This is a genomic window from Variovorax sp. 10N412, from assembly GCF_056394985.1.
The window spans coordinates 137,285-155,507 of the sequence record NZ_JBFTIO010000001.1; the positions used below are offsets into that span (position 1 = coordinate 137,285).

12 protein-coding genes and 4 tRNA genes are annotated in these 18,223 nt (G+C 66.0%); 4 read left to right on the forward strand and 12 right to left on the reverse strand.

Annotated elements, in window-relative coordinates; translation table 11 throughout:
• Window positions 1–49 precede the first annotated feature (49 nt).
• Genes AC1DJH_RS00665 through AC1DJH_RS00675 form a run of 3 tightly spaced genes read left to right on the forward strand, consistent with a single transcriptional unit; the run spans window position 50 to window position 3,178 of the window.
• The gene (locus tag AC1DJH_RS00665; protein WP_478184355.1) at window positions 50–1,603 is read left to right on the forward strand and encodes a fumarate hydratase; all 1,554 of its coding nucleotides are present in this window, start codon (window positions 50–52) and stop codon (window positions 1,601–1,603) included.
• Window positions 1,600–2,394 carry a glutamate racemase gene (gene murI, locus AC1DJH_RS00670; protein WP_478184356.1) on the forward strand — a complete coding sequence of 265 codons (795 nt, stop codon included), beginning with the start codon at window positions 1,600–1,602 and terminating at the stop codon, window positions 2,392–2,394. Before AC1DJH_RS00665 ends, murI begins: the two co-directional genes overlap by 4 nt.
• Window positions 2,395–2,407: 13 nt before the next feature.
• Entirely contained in the window at window positions 2,408–3,178 is a 771-nt protein-coding gene (locus AC1DJH_RS00675) for a PA3715 family protein (protein ID WP_478184357.1), read from the forward strand.
• Window positions 3,179–3,235: 57 nt separating this feature from the next.
• Here AC1DJH_RS00675 and AC1DJH_RS00680 read toward each other — a convergent pair whose 3' ends face one another.
• From AC1DJH_RS00680 to tig, 8 genes are all read right to left on the reverse strand, one after another.
• Complete coding sequence (locus AC1DJH_RS00680) at window positions 3,236–3,877, reverse strand: DUF6806 family protein (protein WP_478184358.1); 642 nt, start codon at window positions 3,875–3,877, stop codon at window positions 3,236–3,238.
• Between the two features lie 20 nt (window positions 3,878–3,897).
• Window positions 3,898–3,989: transfer RNA gene (locus AC1DJH_RS00685), tRNA-Leu, on the reverse strand.
• A 98-nt stretch (window positions 3,990–4,087) separates the two neighbouring features.
• Window positions 4,088–4,161: transfer RNA gene (locus AC1DJH_RS00690), tRNA-Cys, on the reverse strand.
• A 63-nt stretch (window positions 4,162–4,224) separates the two neighbouring features.
• Window positions 4,225–4,300: transfer RNA gene (locus AC1DJH_RS00695), tRNA-Gly, on the reverse strand.
• A gap of 57 nt (window positions 4,301–4,357) precedes the next feature.
• The gene (lon, locus tag AC1DJH_RS00700; protein WP_472119394.1) at window positions 4,358–6,799 is read right to left on the reverse strand and encodes an endopeptidase La; all 2,442 of its coding nucleotides are present in this window, start codon (window positions 6,797–6,799) and stop codon (window positions 4,358–4,360) included.
• A gap of 23 nt (window positions 6,800–6,822) precedes the next feature.
• Entirely contained in the window at window positions 6,823–8,088 is a 1,266-nt protein-coding gene (gene clpX / locus AC1DJH_RS00705) for an ATP-dependent Clp protease ATP-binding subunit ClpX (protein ID WP_435435883.1), read from the reverse strand.
• A gap of 110 nt (window positions 8,089–8,198) precedes the next feature.
• A complete protein-coding gene (gene clpP / locus AC1DJH_RS00710; RefSeq protein ID WP_435435882.1) occupies window positions 8,199–8,807 on the reverse strand; it encodes an ATP-dependent Clp endopeptidase proteolytic subunit ClpP in 609 nt (202 codons plus the stop codon).
• Window positions 8,808–8,923: 116 nt separating this feature from the next.
• Window positions 8,924–10,240 (reverse strand): trigger factor, encoded by a 1,317-nt coding sequence (gene tig, locus AC1DJH_RS00715; RefSeq protein WP_472119391.1) that lies wholly within the window; start codon window positions 10,238–10,240, stop codon window positions 8,924–8,926.
• Between the two features lie 266 nt (window positions 10,241–10,506).
• Here tig and AC1DJH_RS00720 point away from each other — a divergent pair, with 266 nt between their 5' ends.
• Window positions 10,507–11,439 (forward strand): tetratricopeptide repeat protein, encoded by a 933-nt coding sequence (locus AC1DJH_RS00720; RefSeq protein WP_478184359.1) that lies wholly within the window; start codon window positions 10,507–10,509, stop codon window positions 11,437–11,439.
• Window positions 11,440–11,513: 74 nt separating this feature from the next.
• On the opposite strand, the gene AC1DJH_RS00725 is transcribed toward AC1DJH_RS00720, so the two are convergent.
• From AC1DJH_RS00725 to AC1DJH_RS00740, 4 genes are all read right to left on the reverse strand, one after another.
• Window positions 11,514–11,600 (reverse strand) — tRNA-Leu (locus AC1DJH_RS00725).
• Between the two features lie 102 nt (window positions 11,601–11,702).
• Window positions 11,703–14,888 (reverse strand): efflux RND transporter permease subunit, encoded by a 3,186-nt coding sequence (locus AC1DJH_RS00730; RefSeq protein WP_478184360.1) that lies wholly within the window; start codon window positions 14,886–14,888, stop codon window positions 11,703–11,705.
• Complete coding sequence (locus AC1DJH_RS00735; protein ID WP_478184361.1) at window positions 14,885–16,105, reverse strand: efflux RND transporter periplasmic adaptor subunit; 1,221 nt, start codon at window positions 16,103–16,105, stop codon at window positions 14,885–14,887. The genes AC1DJH_RS00730 and AC1DJH_RS00735 overlap by 4 nt, the downstream gene beginning before the upstream one ends.
• A 139-nt stretch (window positions 16,106–16,244) precedes the next feature.
• Window positions 16,245–18,164 carry a potassium transporter Kup gene (locus AC1DJH_RS00740; protein WP_478184362.1) on the reverse strand — a complete coding sequence of 640 codons (1,920 nt, stop codon included), beginning with the start codon at window positions 18,162–18,164 and terminating at the stop codon, window positions 16,245–16,247.
• Window positions 18,165–18,223 lie beyond the last annotated feature (59 nt).

Consider the following 18,223-nt stretch of genomic DNA (forward strand, 5'->3'; position numbering starts at 1 on the left):
TCGGGGGGCGTTTCCCGCGTTTCACACTCCAATAAAAGCCCCCCCCACCATGACGACCACGATCCAGCAGGCCGACCTGATCGAATCGATCAGCGCCGCGCTGCAGTACATCAGCTACTACCACCCCGCCGACTACATCGCCCACCTGGCCCGTGCCTACGAGCGCGAGCAGAGCCCCGCGGCCAAGGACGCCATTGCGCAGATCCTCACCAACAGCAAGATGAGCGCCACGGGGCACCGCCCGATCTGCCAGGACACCGGCATCGTCAACGTGTTCCTCAAGGTGGGCATGGACGTGCGCTGGGGCGGCTTCACCGGCAGCCTGGACGACGCCATCAACGAAGGCGTGCGCCGCGGCTACAACCACCCCGACAACACGCTGCGCGCCTCGGTCGTGGCCGACCCGCAGTTCGACCGCAAGAACACCAAGGACAACACGCCCGCGGTGATCTTCACCGAGATCGTGCCGGGCAACACCGTCGAAGTGACGGTCGCGGCCAAGGGCGGCGGCAGCGAGAACAAGAGCAAGCTGGTCATGCTGAACCCTGGCGACAGCGTGGTCGACTGGGTGCTCAAGACGGTGCCCACCATGGGCGCAGGATGGTGCCCGCCGGGCATGCTGGGCATCGGCATCGGCGGCACCGCCGAGAAGGCCGCGCTGATGGCCAAGGAAAGCCTGATGGGCGACCTCGACATGCACGAGCTGCAGGCCAAGAAGGCATCGGGCGCCGAACTCAGCAAGGTCGAGGCGCTGCGCATCGAGCTGTACGAGAAGGTCAATGCGCTGGGCATCGGCGCGCAGGGCCTGGGCGGGCTGGCCACCGTGCTGGACGTCAAGATCAAGATGTACCCGACGCACGCGGCCAGCAAGCCCGTGGCGATGATCCCCAACTGCGCGGCCACCCGCCATGCGCACTTCGTGATGGACGGCAGCGGCGCGGTGTACCTCGACCCGCCTTCGCTCGACCTGTGGCCCAACGTCAACTGGGCACCCGACGAAAAGAAGAGCAAGCGCGTCGACCTCGACAAGCTCACGCCGGCCGAAGTGGCGAGCTGGAAACCCGGCGACACCCTGCTGCTGAACGGCAAGATGCTCACCGGCCGCGACGCGGCGCACAAGCGCATCCAGGACATGCTGGCCAAGGGCGAGAAGCTGCCGGTGGACTTCACGAACCGCGTCATCTACTACGTCGGGCCGGTCGATCCGGTCGGCGACGAGGCCGTGGGCCCCGCCGGCCCGACCACCGCCACGCGCATGGACGGCTTCACCGAAATGATGCTGGCCCAGACCGGCCTGATCGCGATGATCGGCAAGGCCGAGCGCGGACCGGTCGCCATCGAAGCCATCAAGAAGCACAAGAGCGCCTATCTCATGGCCGTGGGCGGCGCCGCCTACCTCGTGAGCAAGGCCATCAAGACCGCCAAGGTGGTGGGCTTCGCGGACCTGGGCATGGAAGCCATCTATGAATTCGACGTGGTCGACATGCCCGTGACGGTGGCGGTCGACGCCGGCGGCACCAGCGCGCACATCACCGGCCCGGCCGAGTGGCAGAAGCGCATCGCCAGCGGCGAGTTCAAGACCATCATGATGGAAGAAGCTTGAGCGACATAGGCGTCTTCGACAGCGGGGTCGGTGGCCTCAGTGTGCTGGCCGCGCTGCGGGCCGAGTTGCCGCACGAGGACTTCGTGTACTTCGCCGACACGGCCTATGCACCGTACGGCGAGCGCGGAGACGCCTATGTCATCGAGCGGTCGCGCGCGGTGGTCGAGCACTTAATGCGGGAACACCGCATCAAGGCGCTCGTGGTGGCCTGCAACACGGCCACCACCGCCGCTATTCACCTGCTGCGGGCCGAACACCCGGAGCTGCCGATCGTGGGCCTGGAGCCCGGTCTCAAGCCCGCCGTGGCGGCGAGCCGCACCGGACACGTCTCGGTGCTGGCCACGCGCGGCACCCTGGCCAGCGCCAAGTACGCCGCCTTGCGCGCATCGTTCGCCGGCTCGGCCGAGGTGCGGCCGGTGCCCTGCGACGGCCTCGTGAAAGCCATCGAAGGTTTCGACGCGGCTGGCATCGCGACGCTGTGCGAGCGCTACATGAACGAGGCCGGGCCCTTCGGCAACGGCCCCACCGACGTCGACACCGTCGTGCTCGGCTGCACCCACTATCCGCTCGTGAAGGACGCGCTGGCCCGGCATGCGCCGGCCACGCTGCGCTTCATCGATACCGGCGTGCCCGTGGCGCAGCAGACGCGGCGCCTGCTGACGTCCGCCGGCCAACTCGCGGGTGACAGCAACGGCAACGGCACGCTGCGCCTGGAAAGCAGCGGCCACGTCGCCGTGCTCGAAGCCGCGGCCGCACGATGGCTCGGGCTTCCCGCGGCCACCGCGGCCTGACCTGATCGCCCTCATGCGCTTTCTCCGCCACAGTGCCCTCCTCCTGTGCCTCTCGGCCGCCGGCCTGAGCCACGCAGCCTGCGAGAGCGGCCTGGCCGAGCGCATGCACGCCAAGCTGCATCCCAACCGCCCGCTCGACGAGCGGCTTGCCGCCTGCAAGATCTGGCCGGCCTTTCCCGGGCGCAGCATCGTCGTGCTGCCGATGCCGCGCGAAACCACCGACCGTGGCGCCAAGGTGTTCGACCTCGAGATCCTGCTGATCCAGCGGCCCGACAACGGCAACACCGAGCGCGACACCGTCATAGGCCGGCTCATGCAGCCCGAGGCGCTCGACGAAGACGCGACCACCTCGATCCAGGACATCCGCATCGACACCTCGCGCTACGTGCTGTCGAGCGAAGCCCGCGCCTTCGGCGTGCGCGTGCGCTACCGCGGCACCAGCGCACCGGGCAGCCCGCTGGCGAGCGAAACCGTGCGGCTCTATGTGCACCACGGCAAGCAATTCCGCCAGGTGCTGCAGGAGGTCGAGCTAGACCACGACAACGGCGGCTGGGACGCCACCTGCACCGGCCACTTCGAGAAGCTGCGCACCATGCTGTCGATCGGCAAGGCGGTCAGCAACGGCTTTGCCGACCTGCAGCTGTCGCGCACGCTGGTGCAAAGCCGCGCGCAGCAGGAAGAAGACCAAGGCTGCGTGGAGAAGACGCTGCCGGCGAAGTTCAGCGCCGTGACGCTGCGCTACGACGGCGAGCGCTACAAGGTGCCGAAGTCGTTGCGGCAGTAATCGCCCTAGTAGAGCCCAGAAGGGCCTGGAAGGGCCTGGAAGGCCCGCGCGGGCCGGTCAGTGCAGGTGACGCGGACGACGACCGCCGCCATGGCCACCACCACTGCCGCCGCTGCCGGGGCCACCTGTGCCGCGGGGGCGCTTGCCGATCTGGAGCGAGTTCACGAGTGCGTCGAAACGGTCGCTGAAGAGGCGGTCGATCTCGGACACCACACCACCCAGCTCGGCGCCGTCGAAGTGGCGCTCCATGAGGTTGATGACGTCTTCCACCAACAGGTCGCGCTGCACCTGCATGATCGCGGCCGGGTTGGGGCCGACGAACAGCATCAGGAAGTCGTCGCGCGACTCTTCGTCGGGGTCGCCCTCTTCCTCGTCGAAGTCGGTGTCGTAGAAGGTGACCTCGATGGCCGCGCCACGGTCGGAAAGCTCGTTCAGTGCCATGCACATCTCGTCGAGCGCCTGACGAAAATCTTCGTCGCCCGGCACGGTCCAGCAGATCTGCAGGGTGTGGTCCTTCTGCTCGAAGCGGATGCCCGGCTCTTCTTCGTAGGTGCTCGTGGCACCGTCGGCCAGCGACTTCGCGCCGGCGTACGTCCACAGGGGCTTGAGCGCCTCCTGGATCTGGTCGAAGCTCACGTCCGAACGCAGCGGCACATCGCCGTGCACGTGGATTTCAAATGGAGCGTTGTAGCGAGGCATCGAGTGCTCCCATGTAAGTTTGGTACCCGGAACGGGGGTCGAACCCGTATGCCCCGATCAAGGAAGCGGCGGATTTTAAGTCCGATGTGTATACCAATTTCACCATCCGGGCGTCAGGTTGAACATCGACGATAACCCAAACAAAACAAGCCCCGGCAACGTCGGTTGGCGGGGCTTGAAAGACGGGTCGAATCTTGTTGAACGAGAAGGTGGAGGCGCGACCCGGAGTCGAACCGGGCTAGACGGATTTGCAATCCGTTGCATAACCGCTTTGCTATCGCGCCACGCAGAAATACGAAATCGAACCTGCGAAAAAAAGGGAAGCTGATGCTTCCCTTTTTCAAAACTGGAGCGGGAAAAGAGTCTCGAACTCTCGACCTCAACCTTGGCAAGGTTGCGCTCTACCAACTGAGCTATTCCCGCGTTTCGAGCCTCGAATTATATACCAATATTTCGAGGCTCCCAAACTTTCGCCATCGATCAGTGCTTGACCGAGCCTTCCGAAGCCGGCGCGCCCGCGCGCTGCTTGGCCAACTCGGCCACCGCAGCAGCCGATGCGGCCACCTCTTCGTCGGACAACGGCACTGGCATCTTCTCGAGCGCGATCTCGAGCACCTTGTCGATCCACTTCACAGGCACGATCTCGAGGCCGTTCTTCACGTTCTCGGGAATGTCCTGCAGGTCCTTGGCGTTCTCTTCCGGAATCAGCACGGTCTTGATGCCGCCGCGCAATGCGGCGAGCAGCTTTTCCTTCAGGCCGCCGATGGCTGTCACCTCGCCGCGCAGCGTGATTTCGCCGGTCATTGCGACGTCACTGCGCACGGGAATGCCCGTGAGCGCCGACACGAAGGCCGTCGTCATCGCCGCGCCCGCGCTAGGGCCGTCCTTGGGCGTCGCGCCGTCGGGCACGTGGATGTGGATGTCACGCTTCTCGAACACCTCGTCCTTGATGCCCAGGCGGCGCGAGCGGCTGCGCACCACGGTGCGCGCGGCCTCGACCGATTCCTTCATCACGTCGCCGAGCGAACCGGTGCGGCTGATCACGCCCTTGCCGGGCATGGTGACCGCCTCGATCGTCAGCAGGTCGCCGCCGACTTCGGTCCACGCGAGGCCGACCACCTGGCCGACCTGGTTCTGCTTCTCGGCGAGGCCGAAGCTGTACTTGCGCACGCCGAGGAACTCGTTGAGGTTGGCACCGTCGACCGTCACCTTGGGTGTCAGTTGCTTGAGCAGCAGGCCCTTCACCACCTTGCGGCAGATCTTGGAGAGCTCGCGCTCGAGCGAACGCACGCCCGCTTCACGGGTGTAGTAGCGAACGATGTCGCGCACGGCCTCTTCGGTGACGAACAGCTCTTCTTCCTTGACGCCGTTGTTCTTCAACTGCTTGGGCAGCAGGTACTTGATCGCGATGTTGGTCTTCTCGTCTTCGGTGTAGCCCGAAAGGCGAATAACTTCCATGCGGTCCAGCAGCGCCGGCGGAATGTTCATCGAGTTCGACGTGGCGACGAACATCACGTCGCTCAAGTCGAAGTCGACTTCCACGTAGTGGTCGCCGAAGGTGTGGTTCTGCTCGGGGTCGAGCACTTCGAGCAGCGCGCTCGACGGGTCGCCACGGAAGTCCGTGCCCAGCTTGTCGATTTCGTCGAGCAGGAACAGCGGATTGCGCGTGCCGATCTTGCTCAGGCCTTGCAGCACCTTGCCCGGCAGTGCGCCGATGTAGGTGCGGCGATGGCCGCGGATCTCGGCCTCGTCACGCATGCCGCCGAGCGCCATGCGCGTGTACTTGCGCCCGGTCGCCTTGGCGATCGACTGCCCCAGCGAGGTCTTGCCGACGCCCGGCGGGCCCACGAGGCACAGGATGGGCGCCTTGACCTTGTCCACGCGTTGCTGCACCGCGAGATATTCCAGGATGCGGTCCTTGACCTTCTCCAGGCCGTAGTGGTCCGCGTTGAGCACGGCCTCGGCATTGGCCAGGTCGTGCTTGATCTTGGTCTTCTTGCTCCACGGCAGGGCGATCAGCACGTCGATGTAGTTGCGCACCACGGTGGCTTCGGCCGACATGGGCGACATGAGCTTGAGCTTCTTGAGCTCGCCCTCGGCCTTCTTCAGGCCTTCCTTGGACATCTTGGCGAGCTTGATCTTCTTCTCGATCTCCTCGATGTCCGCGCCTTCTTCGCCTTCGCCGAGCTCCTTCTGGATGGCCTTGACCTGCTCGTTCAGATAGAAGTCGCGCTGGTTCTTTTCCATCTGGCGCTTCACGCGCCCGCGGATCTTCTTGTCGACGTTCAGGATGTCGACTTCGCGCTCGAGCTGCCCGAACAGGTTTTCCAGCCGTGCCTTGACGTCGTCGAGGTCCAGCACAGCCTGCTTGTTGTCCAGCTTGAGCGGCAGGTGCGCGGCGATGGTGTCCGCCAGGCGGCCCGGATCGTCGATGCTCGAGATCGAGGTGAGGATCTCGGGCGGGATCTTCTTGTTCAGCTTGACGTACTGGTCGAACTGCTGCATCACGGCTCGGCGCAGCGCCTCGACCTCGGTGCCTTTTTCGCCGCCTTCGGCAAGCGCCAGGGGCGTCACGTTGGCCGAGAAATGCGTCTCGCCGTCGTCGATGCGATTGACGCGCGCGCGTTGCTGGCCTTCGACCAGCACCTTCACCGTGCCGTCGGGCAGCTTGAGCATCTGCAGGATGGTCGAGACGCAGCCGACCTCGAACATGTCCTCCACCGAGGGCTCGTCCTTGGCGGCGGCCTTCTGGGCCACCAGCATGATGCGGCGCTCCGCCTCCATGGCCAGTTCGAGCGCCTTGATGCTCTTGGGGCGTCCCACGAAGAGCGGGATCACCATGTGGGGAAACACCACGACGTCGCGCAGCGGGAGCAGCGGCAGGTCGAGTGCTTCGGGGGGCAAGGGGGTGTGGCCAGACATGCAGATCCTTCGCGTCTTTGGCTTTAGGCCTTTTTCGCCGCTTCGCGGTACACGAGCAGCGGGGGCTTGTTTTCGTCGATGGTCGATTCCTCGACCACCACCTTGTCGACATTGGTCGCGTTGGGCAATTCGAACATGGTGTCGATCAGCGACTGTTCAAGGATCGAGCGCAGTCCGCGCGCACCGGTCTTGCGGGCCAGCGCCTTGCGCGCGATCGCCTTGAGCGCCGCCGGGCGGATCTCGAGGTCCACGCCTTCCATCTGCAGCAGCTTGGTGAATTGCTTGACCACCGCGTTCTTGGGCTCGGTCAGGATCTGCACCAGCGCGTCCTCGCTGAGCTCCGCGAGCGACGCGACCACCGGCATGCGGCCCACCAGTTCGGGGATCAGGCCGAACTTGATCAGGTCTTCGGGCTCGACCTCGCGGAACACTTCGGTGATGCTGCGCTGGGCCTTGCTCTTGACCTTGGCGCCGAAGCCGATGCCCGACGCCTCGGTGCGGTTTTCAATGACCTTCTCGAGGCCCGCGAACGCACCGCCGCAGATGAACAGGATGTTGGTCGTGTCGATCTGCAGGAAGTCCTGGTTCGGGTGCTTGCGCCCGCCCTGGGGCGGCACGCTGGCCATCGTGCCTTCGATGAGCTTCAGCAGGGCCTGCTGCACGCCCTCGCCCGACACGTCGCGCGTGATGGAGGGGTTGTCGGACTTGCGCGAGATCTTGTCGATTTCGTCGATGTAGACGATCCCACGCTGGGCGCGCTCGACCTCGTAGTTGCAGCTCTGCAGCAGCTTCTGGATGATGTTCTCGACGTCCTCGCCCACGTAGCCGGCTTCAGTCAGGGTGGTGGCGTCGGCCATCACGAACGGCACGTCGAGCATGCGCGCCAGCGTTTGCGCCAGCAGCGTCTTGCCCGAGCCCGTCGGGCCGATCAGCAGAATGTTGCTCTTGCTGAGCTCGACGTCTTCGCCCTTGGCCTTTTCCTTGTGGCGCAGACGCTTGTAGTGGTTGTAGACCGCCACCGACAGCATGCGCTTGGCCGGCTCCTGGCCGATCACGTAGTTGTCGAGGTTGGTCTTGATCTCCAGCGGCGTGGGCAGGTCGCTGCGCGCCTCGCGCGCCTCTTCGCCCGCGGGGAGTTCGTCGCGGATGATCTCGTTGCAGAGGTCGATGCACTCGTCGCAGATGAAGACCGAAGGGCCCGCGATCAGCTTCTTGACCTCATGCTGGCTCTTGCCGCAAAACGAGCAATAAAGCGTTTTTTCGCTGGAAGAGCCTTTTTTTTCGGCCATGGACAGGTGCCTCGTTACAGGGAATGGACAATGATAACTAAACAAAAACGGCGTTTCCCGTGTGGAAAACGCCGTTTTTTGCCATTTGGCGCCATTGGCGCCGCGCAGCCTTAACCGCGCTTGGCGACGACCTGGTCCACCAGACCGTATTCCTTGGCCTCGTCGGCCGTCAGGAAGTAGTCGCGTTCGGTGTCCGACTTGACCTTTTCCAGCGGCTGGCCCGTGCGTTCGGCCAGGATGCGGTTCATCTGGTCCTTGGTGCGCAGGATGTCGCGCGCATGGATTTCGATGTCCGTGGCCTGGCCGCGTGCGCCGCCGAGCACCTGGTGGATCATGATCTTCGAGTTGGGCAAGGAGAAACGCTTGCCCTTCTCACCGGCCGCCAGCAGGAAGGCGCCCATGCTGGCCGCGAAGCCGAGGCACATGGTCGACACATCAGGCTTGATGAACTGCATGGTGTCGTAGATCGCCATGCCGGCGCTCACGCTGCCGCCCGGGGAGTTGATGTAGAACGAGATGTCCTTTTCCGGGTTCTCGCTCTCGAGGAACAGCAACTGCGCCACCACGAGGTTGGCCGTCTGGTCGTTGACCTCGCCCACCAGGAAAATGATGCGCTCCTTGAGGAGGCGCGAGTAGATGTCGTAAGACCGCTCGCCGCGGCCCGATTGCTCGATGACCATCGGAACCATGCCGAGGCCTTGAATTTCGTTTGCGATCATGAATTTTCTTTCCGGAAGATGAAGTCGTTCGCTGCTGTGTGAACTGTACGCCTGAGTGAAATGGGGCTCGTGCCGCAAAGCACAAGCCCCATTGGCGATGCGGGCAGCGACGGAAATCAGCCTTGCTGTTGCGCCATCAGTTCGTCGAACGACACCGACTTGTCGGTGACCTTGGCCTTGGCCAGGACGAAATCGGTCACGTTGTTCTCAATGACCACGGCTTCGACTTCGGCCAGGCGGTTGTTGTCGCTGAAGTACCAGCGCACCACGTCGGCCGGCTTTTCGTAGCTGGCAGCCAGCTCGTCGATGTGGGCCTTGATCTGCTCGGGCTTGGCCTGCAGGTTGTTGGCGCGCACCAGCTCGGCCACGACCAGGCCCAGGCGCACGCGGCGCTCGGCTTGGGGACGGAACACTTCGTCGGGGATCGGGGCCTTGTCGGCGTCCTTGATGCCGCGCTGCTTGAGCTCGGCGCGGGCGCCTTCGATCATGCGGGCAACTTCGGACTGCACGCTGGCGTTGGGCAGGTCGAGTTCGGCGCTGGCGACCAGGGCGTCCATCACGGCGTTCTTGTTGCGCGCCAGCAGGCGGAACTTCACTTCGCGCTCGAGGTTGCGCTTGATGTCGGCGCGCAGGCCTTCGACCGTGGCTTCGGCGATGCCGAGCGACTTGGCGAGCTGTTCGTTGACTTCGGGCAGGTGCGAGGCTTCGATCTTCTTCAGCGTGACCATGAAGTCGGCTTGCTTGCCGGCCACGTCCTTGCCGTGGTAGTCGGCCGGGAACGACAGCGGGAAGGTGCGGCTGTCGCCGGACTTCATGCCGCGCACGGCGTCTTCGAATTCCTTGAGCATCTGGCCTTCGCCGACCACGAACTGGAAGTCTTCGGCCTTGCCGCCCTGGAAGGGCTCGCCGTCGATCTTGCCTTCGAAGTCGACCGTCACGCGGTCGTCGTCCTGTGCGACGGCGTCTTGCGCGCGCTGGGCGAAGGTGCGGCGTTGCTTGCGCAGGATGTCCAGCGTCTTGTCGATGGCGTCGTCGCCCACGTCGGCCGAAAGCTTCTCGACTTCAGCGGTGGACAGGTCGTTGATCTTGACTTCGGGGAACACTTCGAACACCGCGTCGAAAGCCAGTTCGCCTTCGGGCGACTCTTCCTTTTCGGTGATGCGGGGCTGGCCGGCCACGCGCAGCTTGGCTTCGTTGGCGGCTTGCGAGAAGGCTTCGCCGACCTTGTCGTTCATGACCTCGTAGTGCACCGAGTAGCCGTAGCGCTGGGCCACGACGTTCATTGGCACCTTGCCGGGACGAAAGCCGTCCATCTTGACGGTGCGCGCGAGCTTCTTGAGGCGCGAATCGACTTCGTTCTGGATGGTGCCGACCGGCAGGGTCAGCGTGATCTTGCGTTCGAGCTTCTCGAGAGTTTCAACGGTCACGGTCATGATGTCTTCCTGGTAAGGGGGCCGGTGCGCGGGGCCTGCATCTTATTTATCGATACAGATCAAGGACTTACACGCGCTGGCGGGATTTATGCGGAGGCACACACGTGCCTCCTGCAAAACTGGGCAACCCGCGATTCTAATCTGGCGGAAAAGCGGCCTTTCACGAGGGTTTGTCGTGGCGAGAACGACGGTCAGGTTTGTCCAATATTCGCGCTTTAAAGTGAGTTCCGATTCGTTCCTCCCCACAGGAACGCACAGGAGATTTCATGTTTCAGCGAATGCTCGCCGCCATCGGCCTCACCCTTGTCCTGGCCTTCGGCATGCCCTTGTTGGCGCAGGCCAAGGCCGACGCGCCCGCACCGAACGAGCCCACCATCCAGCAGATCTATGACGCGGCAAACGGCGGCAGGATATCCGACGCCGACGCCATGATCGCGAAGGTGCTGAAGGACCACCCCAGCAGCGCCAAGGCCCACTTCGTCCAGGCGGAACTCCTCGCGGCGCAGGGCAAGCTCGACGGTGCGAGAGCCGCGCTGGGCCAGGCCAAGGCGCTGTCGCCCGACCTGTCCTTCGCCAAGCCCGAGGCCGTCGAAAGGCTCACGGCCAGGCTCGACAAGCCCGCGGCAACCCCGCCGCGAACCGAGCCCGCACGCACGAGCACGCCCACCCCGGCGCCGCAGCAAACCGAAGCCAGAACCGGCTCGACCCCGTGGCTGCCGATCGCCCTGGTGGCGTTGCTGGCCGTCGGCTACCTCGCGTTTCGCCGCCGGGTGGCACCGCCCGCCGCCCAAGCCCCGTCGTACGGCCCGGCGCCGGGCGCGGCCAATGCGCCCACTGGCTATGCGAGCTACGGCCCCGGCGGCACCTGGCCGCCTGCGGCGCCGCCCGCAGCCGCGCCGGGCATGGGCCTGGGCGGCGCACTCGCCACGGGCGCGGCTGTGGGCGTGGGCGCGGTCGTCGCCCAGGAAGCCGTGCGCCACTGGATGCACGACAGGTCGGACACCACGGACCGGAACGACACGTCCCGCCCCGCCAACAGCGGCAATGACAGCGGCAACACCGAGATGGGCCGCAGCCTCTGGCCTTCTTCTTCGCCGCAGGAACCCGAGCGCATCGCCGACAACGACTTCGGCATCACCGACACCAGCTCGTGGGACGACGCGAGCAGCGGCGGCTCGGACAGCAGCAGCGACTGGTGAAAAAGAAAAAGCCCCCGTCTCTTTCGAAATGGGGGCTTCGTCACTGCGCCATAGAACGGGCTATTCGGCAGGGCTGGTGCGCGGGGCCGGACTCGAACCGGCACGTTCTTGCGAACGTCAGGACCTAAACCTGGTGCGTCTACCAATTTCGCCACCCGCGCGATGCCAATCTTTCAGGTGAATGCAAAAGCGGACAGCCCTTTTCGCGCCATGCGCTTGCACGGGCCAAAGACCATCCGCTTGAAATCGGTCAGCCTTCGATTTTAAACACTAATCGCGGCCCCATTCGGTGCCGGCGATGCCACCGGCTCGCCCGGCTCGCGCTTCACGCGGAATGCGGCGGCATACATCGCCGGCAAGGCCAGCAGCGTCAGCACCGTGGCCACGATCAGCCCGCCCATGATGGCCACTGCCATCGGTCCCCAGAACACGCTGCGCGACAGCGGAATCATGGCCAGCACCGCCGCCGCGGCCGTCAGCACGATCGGGCGCAGCCGCCGCACCGCCGACTCCACGATCGCGTCCCAAGCCGGCACGCCCGCCGCGCGGTCGAGCTCGATCTGGTCGATCAGGATCACCGCGTTGCGCTGGATCATGCCCATCAGCGCGATCACGCCCAGGAGCGCGACGAAGCCGAAGGGGCGGTTCAACAGCAGCAGCGCACCTGCCACCCCGGCAATGCCCATCGGCCCGGTGATGAACACCAGCAGCGAACGGCTGAAGCTGTGCAGTTGCAGCATCAGCAGCGTGAACACCAGGAACAGCATGATCGGCACGCCCGCCACGATGGAGGCCGAGCCCTTGCTGCTTTCCTCCACCGCGCCCGCCACGTCGATGCGGTAGCCGCCCTGCCCGGCCGCCGCCCAGCCCGCTTCGAGTTCGCGCAGCTTCGGCAGCAGCTGGGCCGTGACGGTGGCGCCTTGCAGGCCCTCGATCACGTCGCCCTGCACGGTGATGGCGTAGTCGCGGTTCTCGCGCCACATCACGCCCGGTTCCCAGGTGAATACGGGCTTGGCGATCTGCGTCAGCGGAATCGACCGGCCCGAGCTCGTCGGAATGTAGGCATTGCCGATGTCCGAGATGGCCTGGCGCTCGTCCGGCGCCTGGCGCAGCACGATGTCGATCAGCTGGTCGTTCTCGCGGTACTGGCCCACGGTGGTGCCGCTGAACATGGTCTTCGACGCCTGCGCGATGGCCTGGCTCGTCACGCCCAGCGCGCGCGCCTTGGCCTGGTCGATCTCCAGGCGGATGACCTTGACCGACTCGTTCCAGTTGTCGTTCACGCCGCGCATGTTGGCGTTGTCGCGCAGCACGGCCTTCACCTCGTCGGCATGGGTGCGCAGCTGCGCCGGGTCGAGGCCGATCACGCGGAACTGCACCGGGTACGCCACCGGCGGCCCGTTGGGCAGCAGCTTGACGCGCCCGCGCACCTCGGGGAACTCCTGCGCCAGCATCTGCGGCAGCTTCAGGCGCAGCGTCTCGCGCACCTTCAGGTCCTTGGCCAGCACGATGAGCTGCGACACGTTGGTCTGCGGAAACACCTGGTCCAGCGGCAGGTAGAAGCGCGGCACGCCCGAGCCGATCCAGGTGCTGACCGTCTTCACGCCCTCTTCCTGCATGAAGCGCTGCTCCACGCGCCTGGCGACCTCTTCGTTGGCCGCGAACGAGGTGCCTTCCGGGAACCAGATGTCGACCAGGATTTCGGGCCGGCTCGAGTCCGGAAAGAACTGCTGCTGCACCTTGCCCATGCCGACGATGCCGAGCGCGAAGATCAGCACCGTGACGCCGATGGTCGTCCAGCGGTACTGCACGCACCAGTTCACCGCACGGCGAAACGCGTTGTAGAACGGCGAGTCGAACAGCTCGTGCGGCGGCGCGTTGGGGTCGTGCGCCTTCACCTTCAGCAGCAGCGTGCCGAGGTAAGGCACGAAGTACACCGACACGATCCACGACAGCACCAGCGCAATCACCGTCACCGCGAAGATCGCGAAGGTGTACTCGCCCGTCACCGACTTCGCCAGGCCGATCGGCAGGAAGCCGGCCGCCGTGATGAGCGTGCCCGTGAGCATCGGCTTGGCCGTCACGTCGTAGGCGTAGGTGGCCGCGCGCACCTTGTCGTAGCCCTCTTCCATCTTGCGCACCATCATCTCGACCGCAATGATCGCGTCGTCCACCAGCAGGCCGAGCGCGATGATGAGCGAGCCCAGCGATATCTTGTGCAGCCCGATGCCGAAGTAGTTCATGGCCAGGAAGGTCACGGCCAGCACCAGCGGGATGGTGATGGCCACCACCAGCCCCGGGCGCATGTCGATGTACCAGCCGAAGCGCCCGCCCTTGTGCAGGCCCAGCGCGATGATGCTCACCGCCAGCACGATGGCCACGGCCTCGATCAGCACGCCGACGAATTCATTGACCGAGCTGGCCACCGACACCGGCTGGTCCTGCACCTGCGCCAGCTTCACGCCGGCCGGCAGGCGCTGGTCGATGGTGGCGGTGGTGGCGCGCAGCGCCTTGCCCAGCGCGATGATGTCGCCGCCCTTGGCCATCGACACGCCCAGCGCAATCACTTCCTTGCCCTGGTGGTGCACCTTCACGGCCGGCGGGTCGACGTAGCCGCGGCGAATGTCCGCGATGTCGCCCAGCTTCAGCTGGTTGCCCGAGCTGCCGCGAATGGGCATGTCGCGCAGCTGGTCGACGCTGGTGAACTGGCCCGCCACGCGCACCTGCACCACGTCCTGCGGCGACTGGATGGTGCCCGCGCTTTCGATCGCGTTCTGCGAACCCAGCTGCGACAGCACCACATTGAAGTCCAGCCCCAGCTGCGCCAGGCGCTTCTGCGAGATCTCGATGTAGACCTTCTCGTCCTGCACGCCGAACTGGTCGACCTTGGCCACGTCCTTCACGCGCAGCAGCTGCTGGCGCACGTCGTCGGCCAGCGTCTTGAGCTCGGCGTAGCTGAAGCCTTCGCTCTCCAGCGCGTAGATCACGCCGTAGACATCGCCGAAGTCGTCGTTGAAAAACGGACCTTGCACGCCGGCGGGCAAGGTGGCGCGCATGTCGCCGATCTTCTTGCGCACCGTGTACCAGACGTTGGCCACCTCGGCGGACTTCGACGAGTCCTTGATGTTGAAGATGATCTGCGACTCGCCGGGCTTCGAGTAGCTGCGGATCTTGTCGGCGTACGGCGCCTCCTGCAGCGTGCGCTCGATCTTGTCGGTGACCTGCTCGGCCACCTGCTGCGCAGTGGCGCCGGGCCAGTAGGTGCGCACCACCATCGCACGGAAGGTGAAGGGGGGGTCCTCGTCCTGGCCGAGCTGGAAGTACGCGAACGCACCCAGCACCATCAGCACCACCATCAGGTAGCGCGTGAGGGGCGCGTGGTCCAGCGCCCATTTGGAGAGGTTGAAGCCGGCGGGCTTGTCGTGGGAGTCTGCTGCGCCGCCGCTCATTTGGCGGCACCCGTTGTGCCAGGAGCGATCTCCTTGTTCGTCGCGGCGACGGCAGCCACGGGCTGCGCCGACGCCTTCGCGCCGGCGATTGCGGCGGCATTGGCGGCGGCCGCGGCCGCCTCCTTCGACTGGTAGATGGTGACCTTCTGACCCGGCGACAGCACATGCACGCCGGCGGCCACGACCATCATGCCGGGCGCGATGCCCGAGGCGATGACGGCTTCATTGCCGTCGGCGGTGGCCACCTGCACCGGCTGCGAACGCACCGTCATGGTCGACTTGTCGAGCACCCACACCGCCGAGCCTTTGCCTTCCTGGCGCAGTGCGCTGGTCGGCAGCTTCATCACCGCGGTGCTGGCGTGCGCCAGGGCCTGCGGACGCGCGTAGACCGTGGCGCCCAGCGGCGGCGCGGTGGCCGCGTCGATGGCGACCTTGACCGAGTACGTGCGCGTGACCGCGTCCGCGCTCGCCGCCACTTCGCGCACAAGGCCCTGCAGCTCGCTGCCGCCCGACCAGCCGCGCACTGTGACGGGCGTGCCGGTCTTGATGAGCGTGGCGCGGTCTTCCGGCACCGCGAACACCACGTCGCGCGCGCCGTCCTGGGCAATGCGAACCACCGGGGTGCCGGCCTGCACGACCTGCCCCGGCTCGGCCTCGATGGCGGTGATGACGCCGGCCACGTCGGCCACCAGCGTCGTGTAGGTGGCCTGGTTGCCCTGCGAGGCGAGCTGCGCCTGCGCCTGTTCGAGCTGGGCCTGCGCGGCCTTCCAGGTGGTTTCACGGCGCTCGAGCTCGGCCCCGCTGATGAAGTTCTGCTGCCGCAGTTCGGCATAGCGCTTCAGGTCGGCCGCGGCCAGGTCGCGATTGGTCAGCGCGGCAGCCTGCTGCGCGCGGGCGGCGTCGGCGGCCAGCTTGTAGTCCTGCGGATCGAGCTGGGCCAGCACCTGGCCGGCCTGCACGCGCTGGCCGAGCTCGGCCTGGCGCCGGGTGATCTTGCCCGCCACCCGAAAGCCAAGGCGCGACTCGACGCGCGCGCGCACCTCGGCCGAAAACTCGGGCTGGGCGTCGAAGTCGCTCGTGCCCACGGTCACGAACTTCACCGCGCGAACAGGCTCCTCGGCGACGGGTTTCGGCGAACAGCCGGCCAGGAAGATGGCGGGAAGCAGCAGCCAGGCGGCACTGCGGGCACGAGAAGAAAGGACGGCGGAGGCGGTCATGAGACACCCTAGGAAGAACGAACCGGGCCATTACTGACCCACTGGTTAGTAATCTAGGGTAAACGTTAAATACTGTCAATGACTCGCCGGTCACTACCGACCGATGACTCAGCGACAGCCCTCCTGCCGGCCGCTCCCGCTAGGTGCGCTGACCCATCTCCACCAGCCGGTTGTCGGGCAGCTCGAAGTAGTCCGACGCCCGGCCCGCGTTGCGCTGCAGCCAGCCGAACAAGGCGCGCCGAATGGGGTTCAGGCCCGGCAGGTTCTCCTCGCCCACCGAGGCGCGCGAGACGAAGTACGAGGTCTTCATCGAGTCGATGGCCAGCGTCTTCTGGTACGCCAGGATGCGGATGAACTCCGGCACGTCGGGCCGCTCCATGAAGCCGTGGCGCGCGGTGACCACCCAGATGCCCTCCATCAGCTGCTCGGCCTCGATGCGGTTGCGCGCGTCCACGCGCGGCGTGTCGCAGGGCAGCACGCGCAGCACGATCACCTGCTCGTGCAGCACCTGGTTGTGCTTGAGGTTGTGCAGCAGCGCATGCGGCACCGCGGTGGCGTCGGGGTTCAGGAACACGGCCGTGCCGCTCACCCGGTGCGGCATGTGCAGCGCCAGCGATTCGATGAACGGTCGCAGCGGCAGGCTCTCGGCCGCGGCCGCCTCCAGCCCCAGCCGGCGGCCCTTGGCCCAGGTGGTGAAGAGCACCATCACCCCGGTGGCCACGGCCAGCGTGAGCCAGCCGCCTTCGGCGATCTTCAGGCTGTTGGCCACCACGAAGGTCAGGTCGACCACCGCGAATGCCGCCACGCCGACCACCACGGCCACCCTGTTCCAGCGCCACAGGCCCCAGGCGACGATGCCTGCCAGCAGCGTGGTCGTCACCATCGTGATCGACACCGCGATGCCGTACGCCGCCGACAGCGCGCCCGAGCTGCGAAAGCCCAGCACCAGCAGCAGCACCCCCACCATCAGCAGCCAGTTGACCGCCGGCACATAGATCTGTCCGATGGCCGTGCCCGAGGTCTGGATCACCCGCATGCGCGGCAGGTAGCCCATGCGCATGGCGTGCGCAGTGAGCGAGAAGGCGCCCGAGATCACCGCCTGCGAGGCGATCACCGTCGCCATGGCGGCGAGCACCACCATCGGCAGCACACCCCACGACGGAAAGAGCCGGAAGAACGGGTTGTCGATGGCGGCGGGGTTGCCCAGCACCAGCGCGCCCTGGCCGAAGTAATTCAGCACCAGGCCTGGCAGCGCGATGAAGATCCACGCCTGGCGGATCGGCCGCGCACCGAAGTGCCCCATGTCGGCGTACAGCGCCTCGCCGCCCGTGAAGGCCAGGAACACCGCGCCCAGCACCGCGAGCGACTGCGCCCGGTGCTCGAACAGAAAGCGCACGGCATGGCGCGGGTCGAGCGCCGCCAGCACCTGCGGCTGCTGCAGTATTTGCCACAGCCCGGCCGCCGCCAGCACCAGGAACCACAACAGCATGATCGGCCCGAACACCTTGCCGACCACGCCCGTGCCCTTCTTCTGCACCGCGAACAGCGCAATCAAGATGACCACGGTGATCGGCAGCACCGCGCGCTGCAGCACGGGCGCCTGCACTTCCAGGCCTTCCACCGCCGACAGCACCGAGATGGCCGGCGTGATCAGGCTGTCGCCGTAGAACATGGCCGCGCCCACCAGGCCCAGCATGCCGATCACGTTCCACACCCAGGGCTTGGTCTTCGGGCCGGCCACGGCGCTGCGGGCCAGCGCCTGCAGCGCCAGGATGCCGCCTTCGCCGTCGTGGTCCGCGCGCAGCACGAACACCACGTACTTCAGCGTCACCACGAACATCAGCCCCCAGAAGATCAGCGACAGCAGCCCCAGCACCGAGTCGGGCGAGAACGGGATGCCGTGCTCCGGGTTCATCGTCTCCTTGAAGGCGTAGAGCGGCGAGGTGCCGATGTCGCCGAACACGACGCCGAGCGCCGCGATCATGAGCGTGGGACCCGCCGGATGCGCCTCGCCGTGCGCAGAAACCTGGGGCCCGGAAGCCGGAGCGGATGCTTTCATGAAGCGGAAGTTCAAAGTGGCGACGCTGCGAGCATAGTGCCGGGTCATGGCGCCGTGGC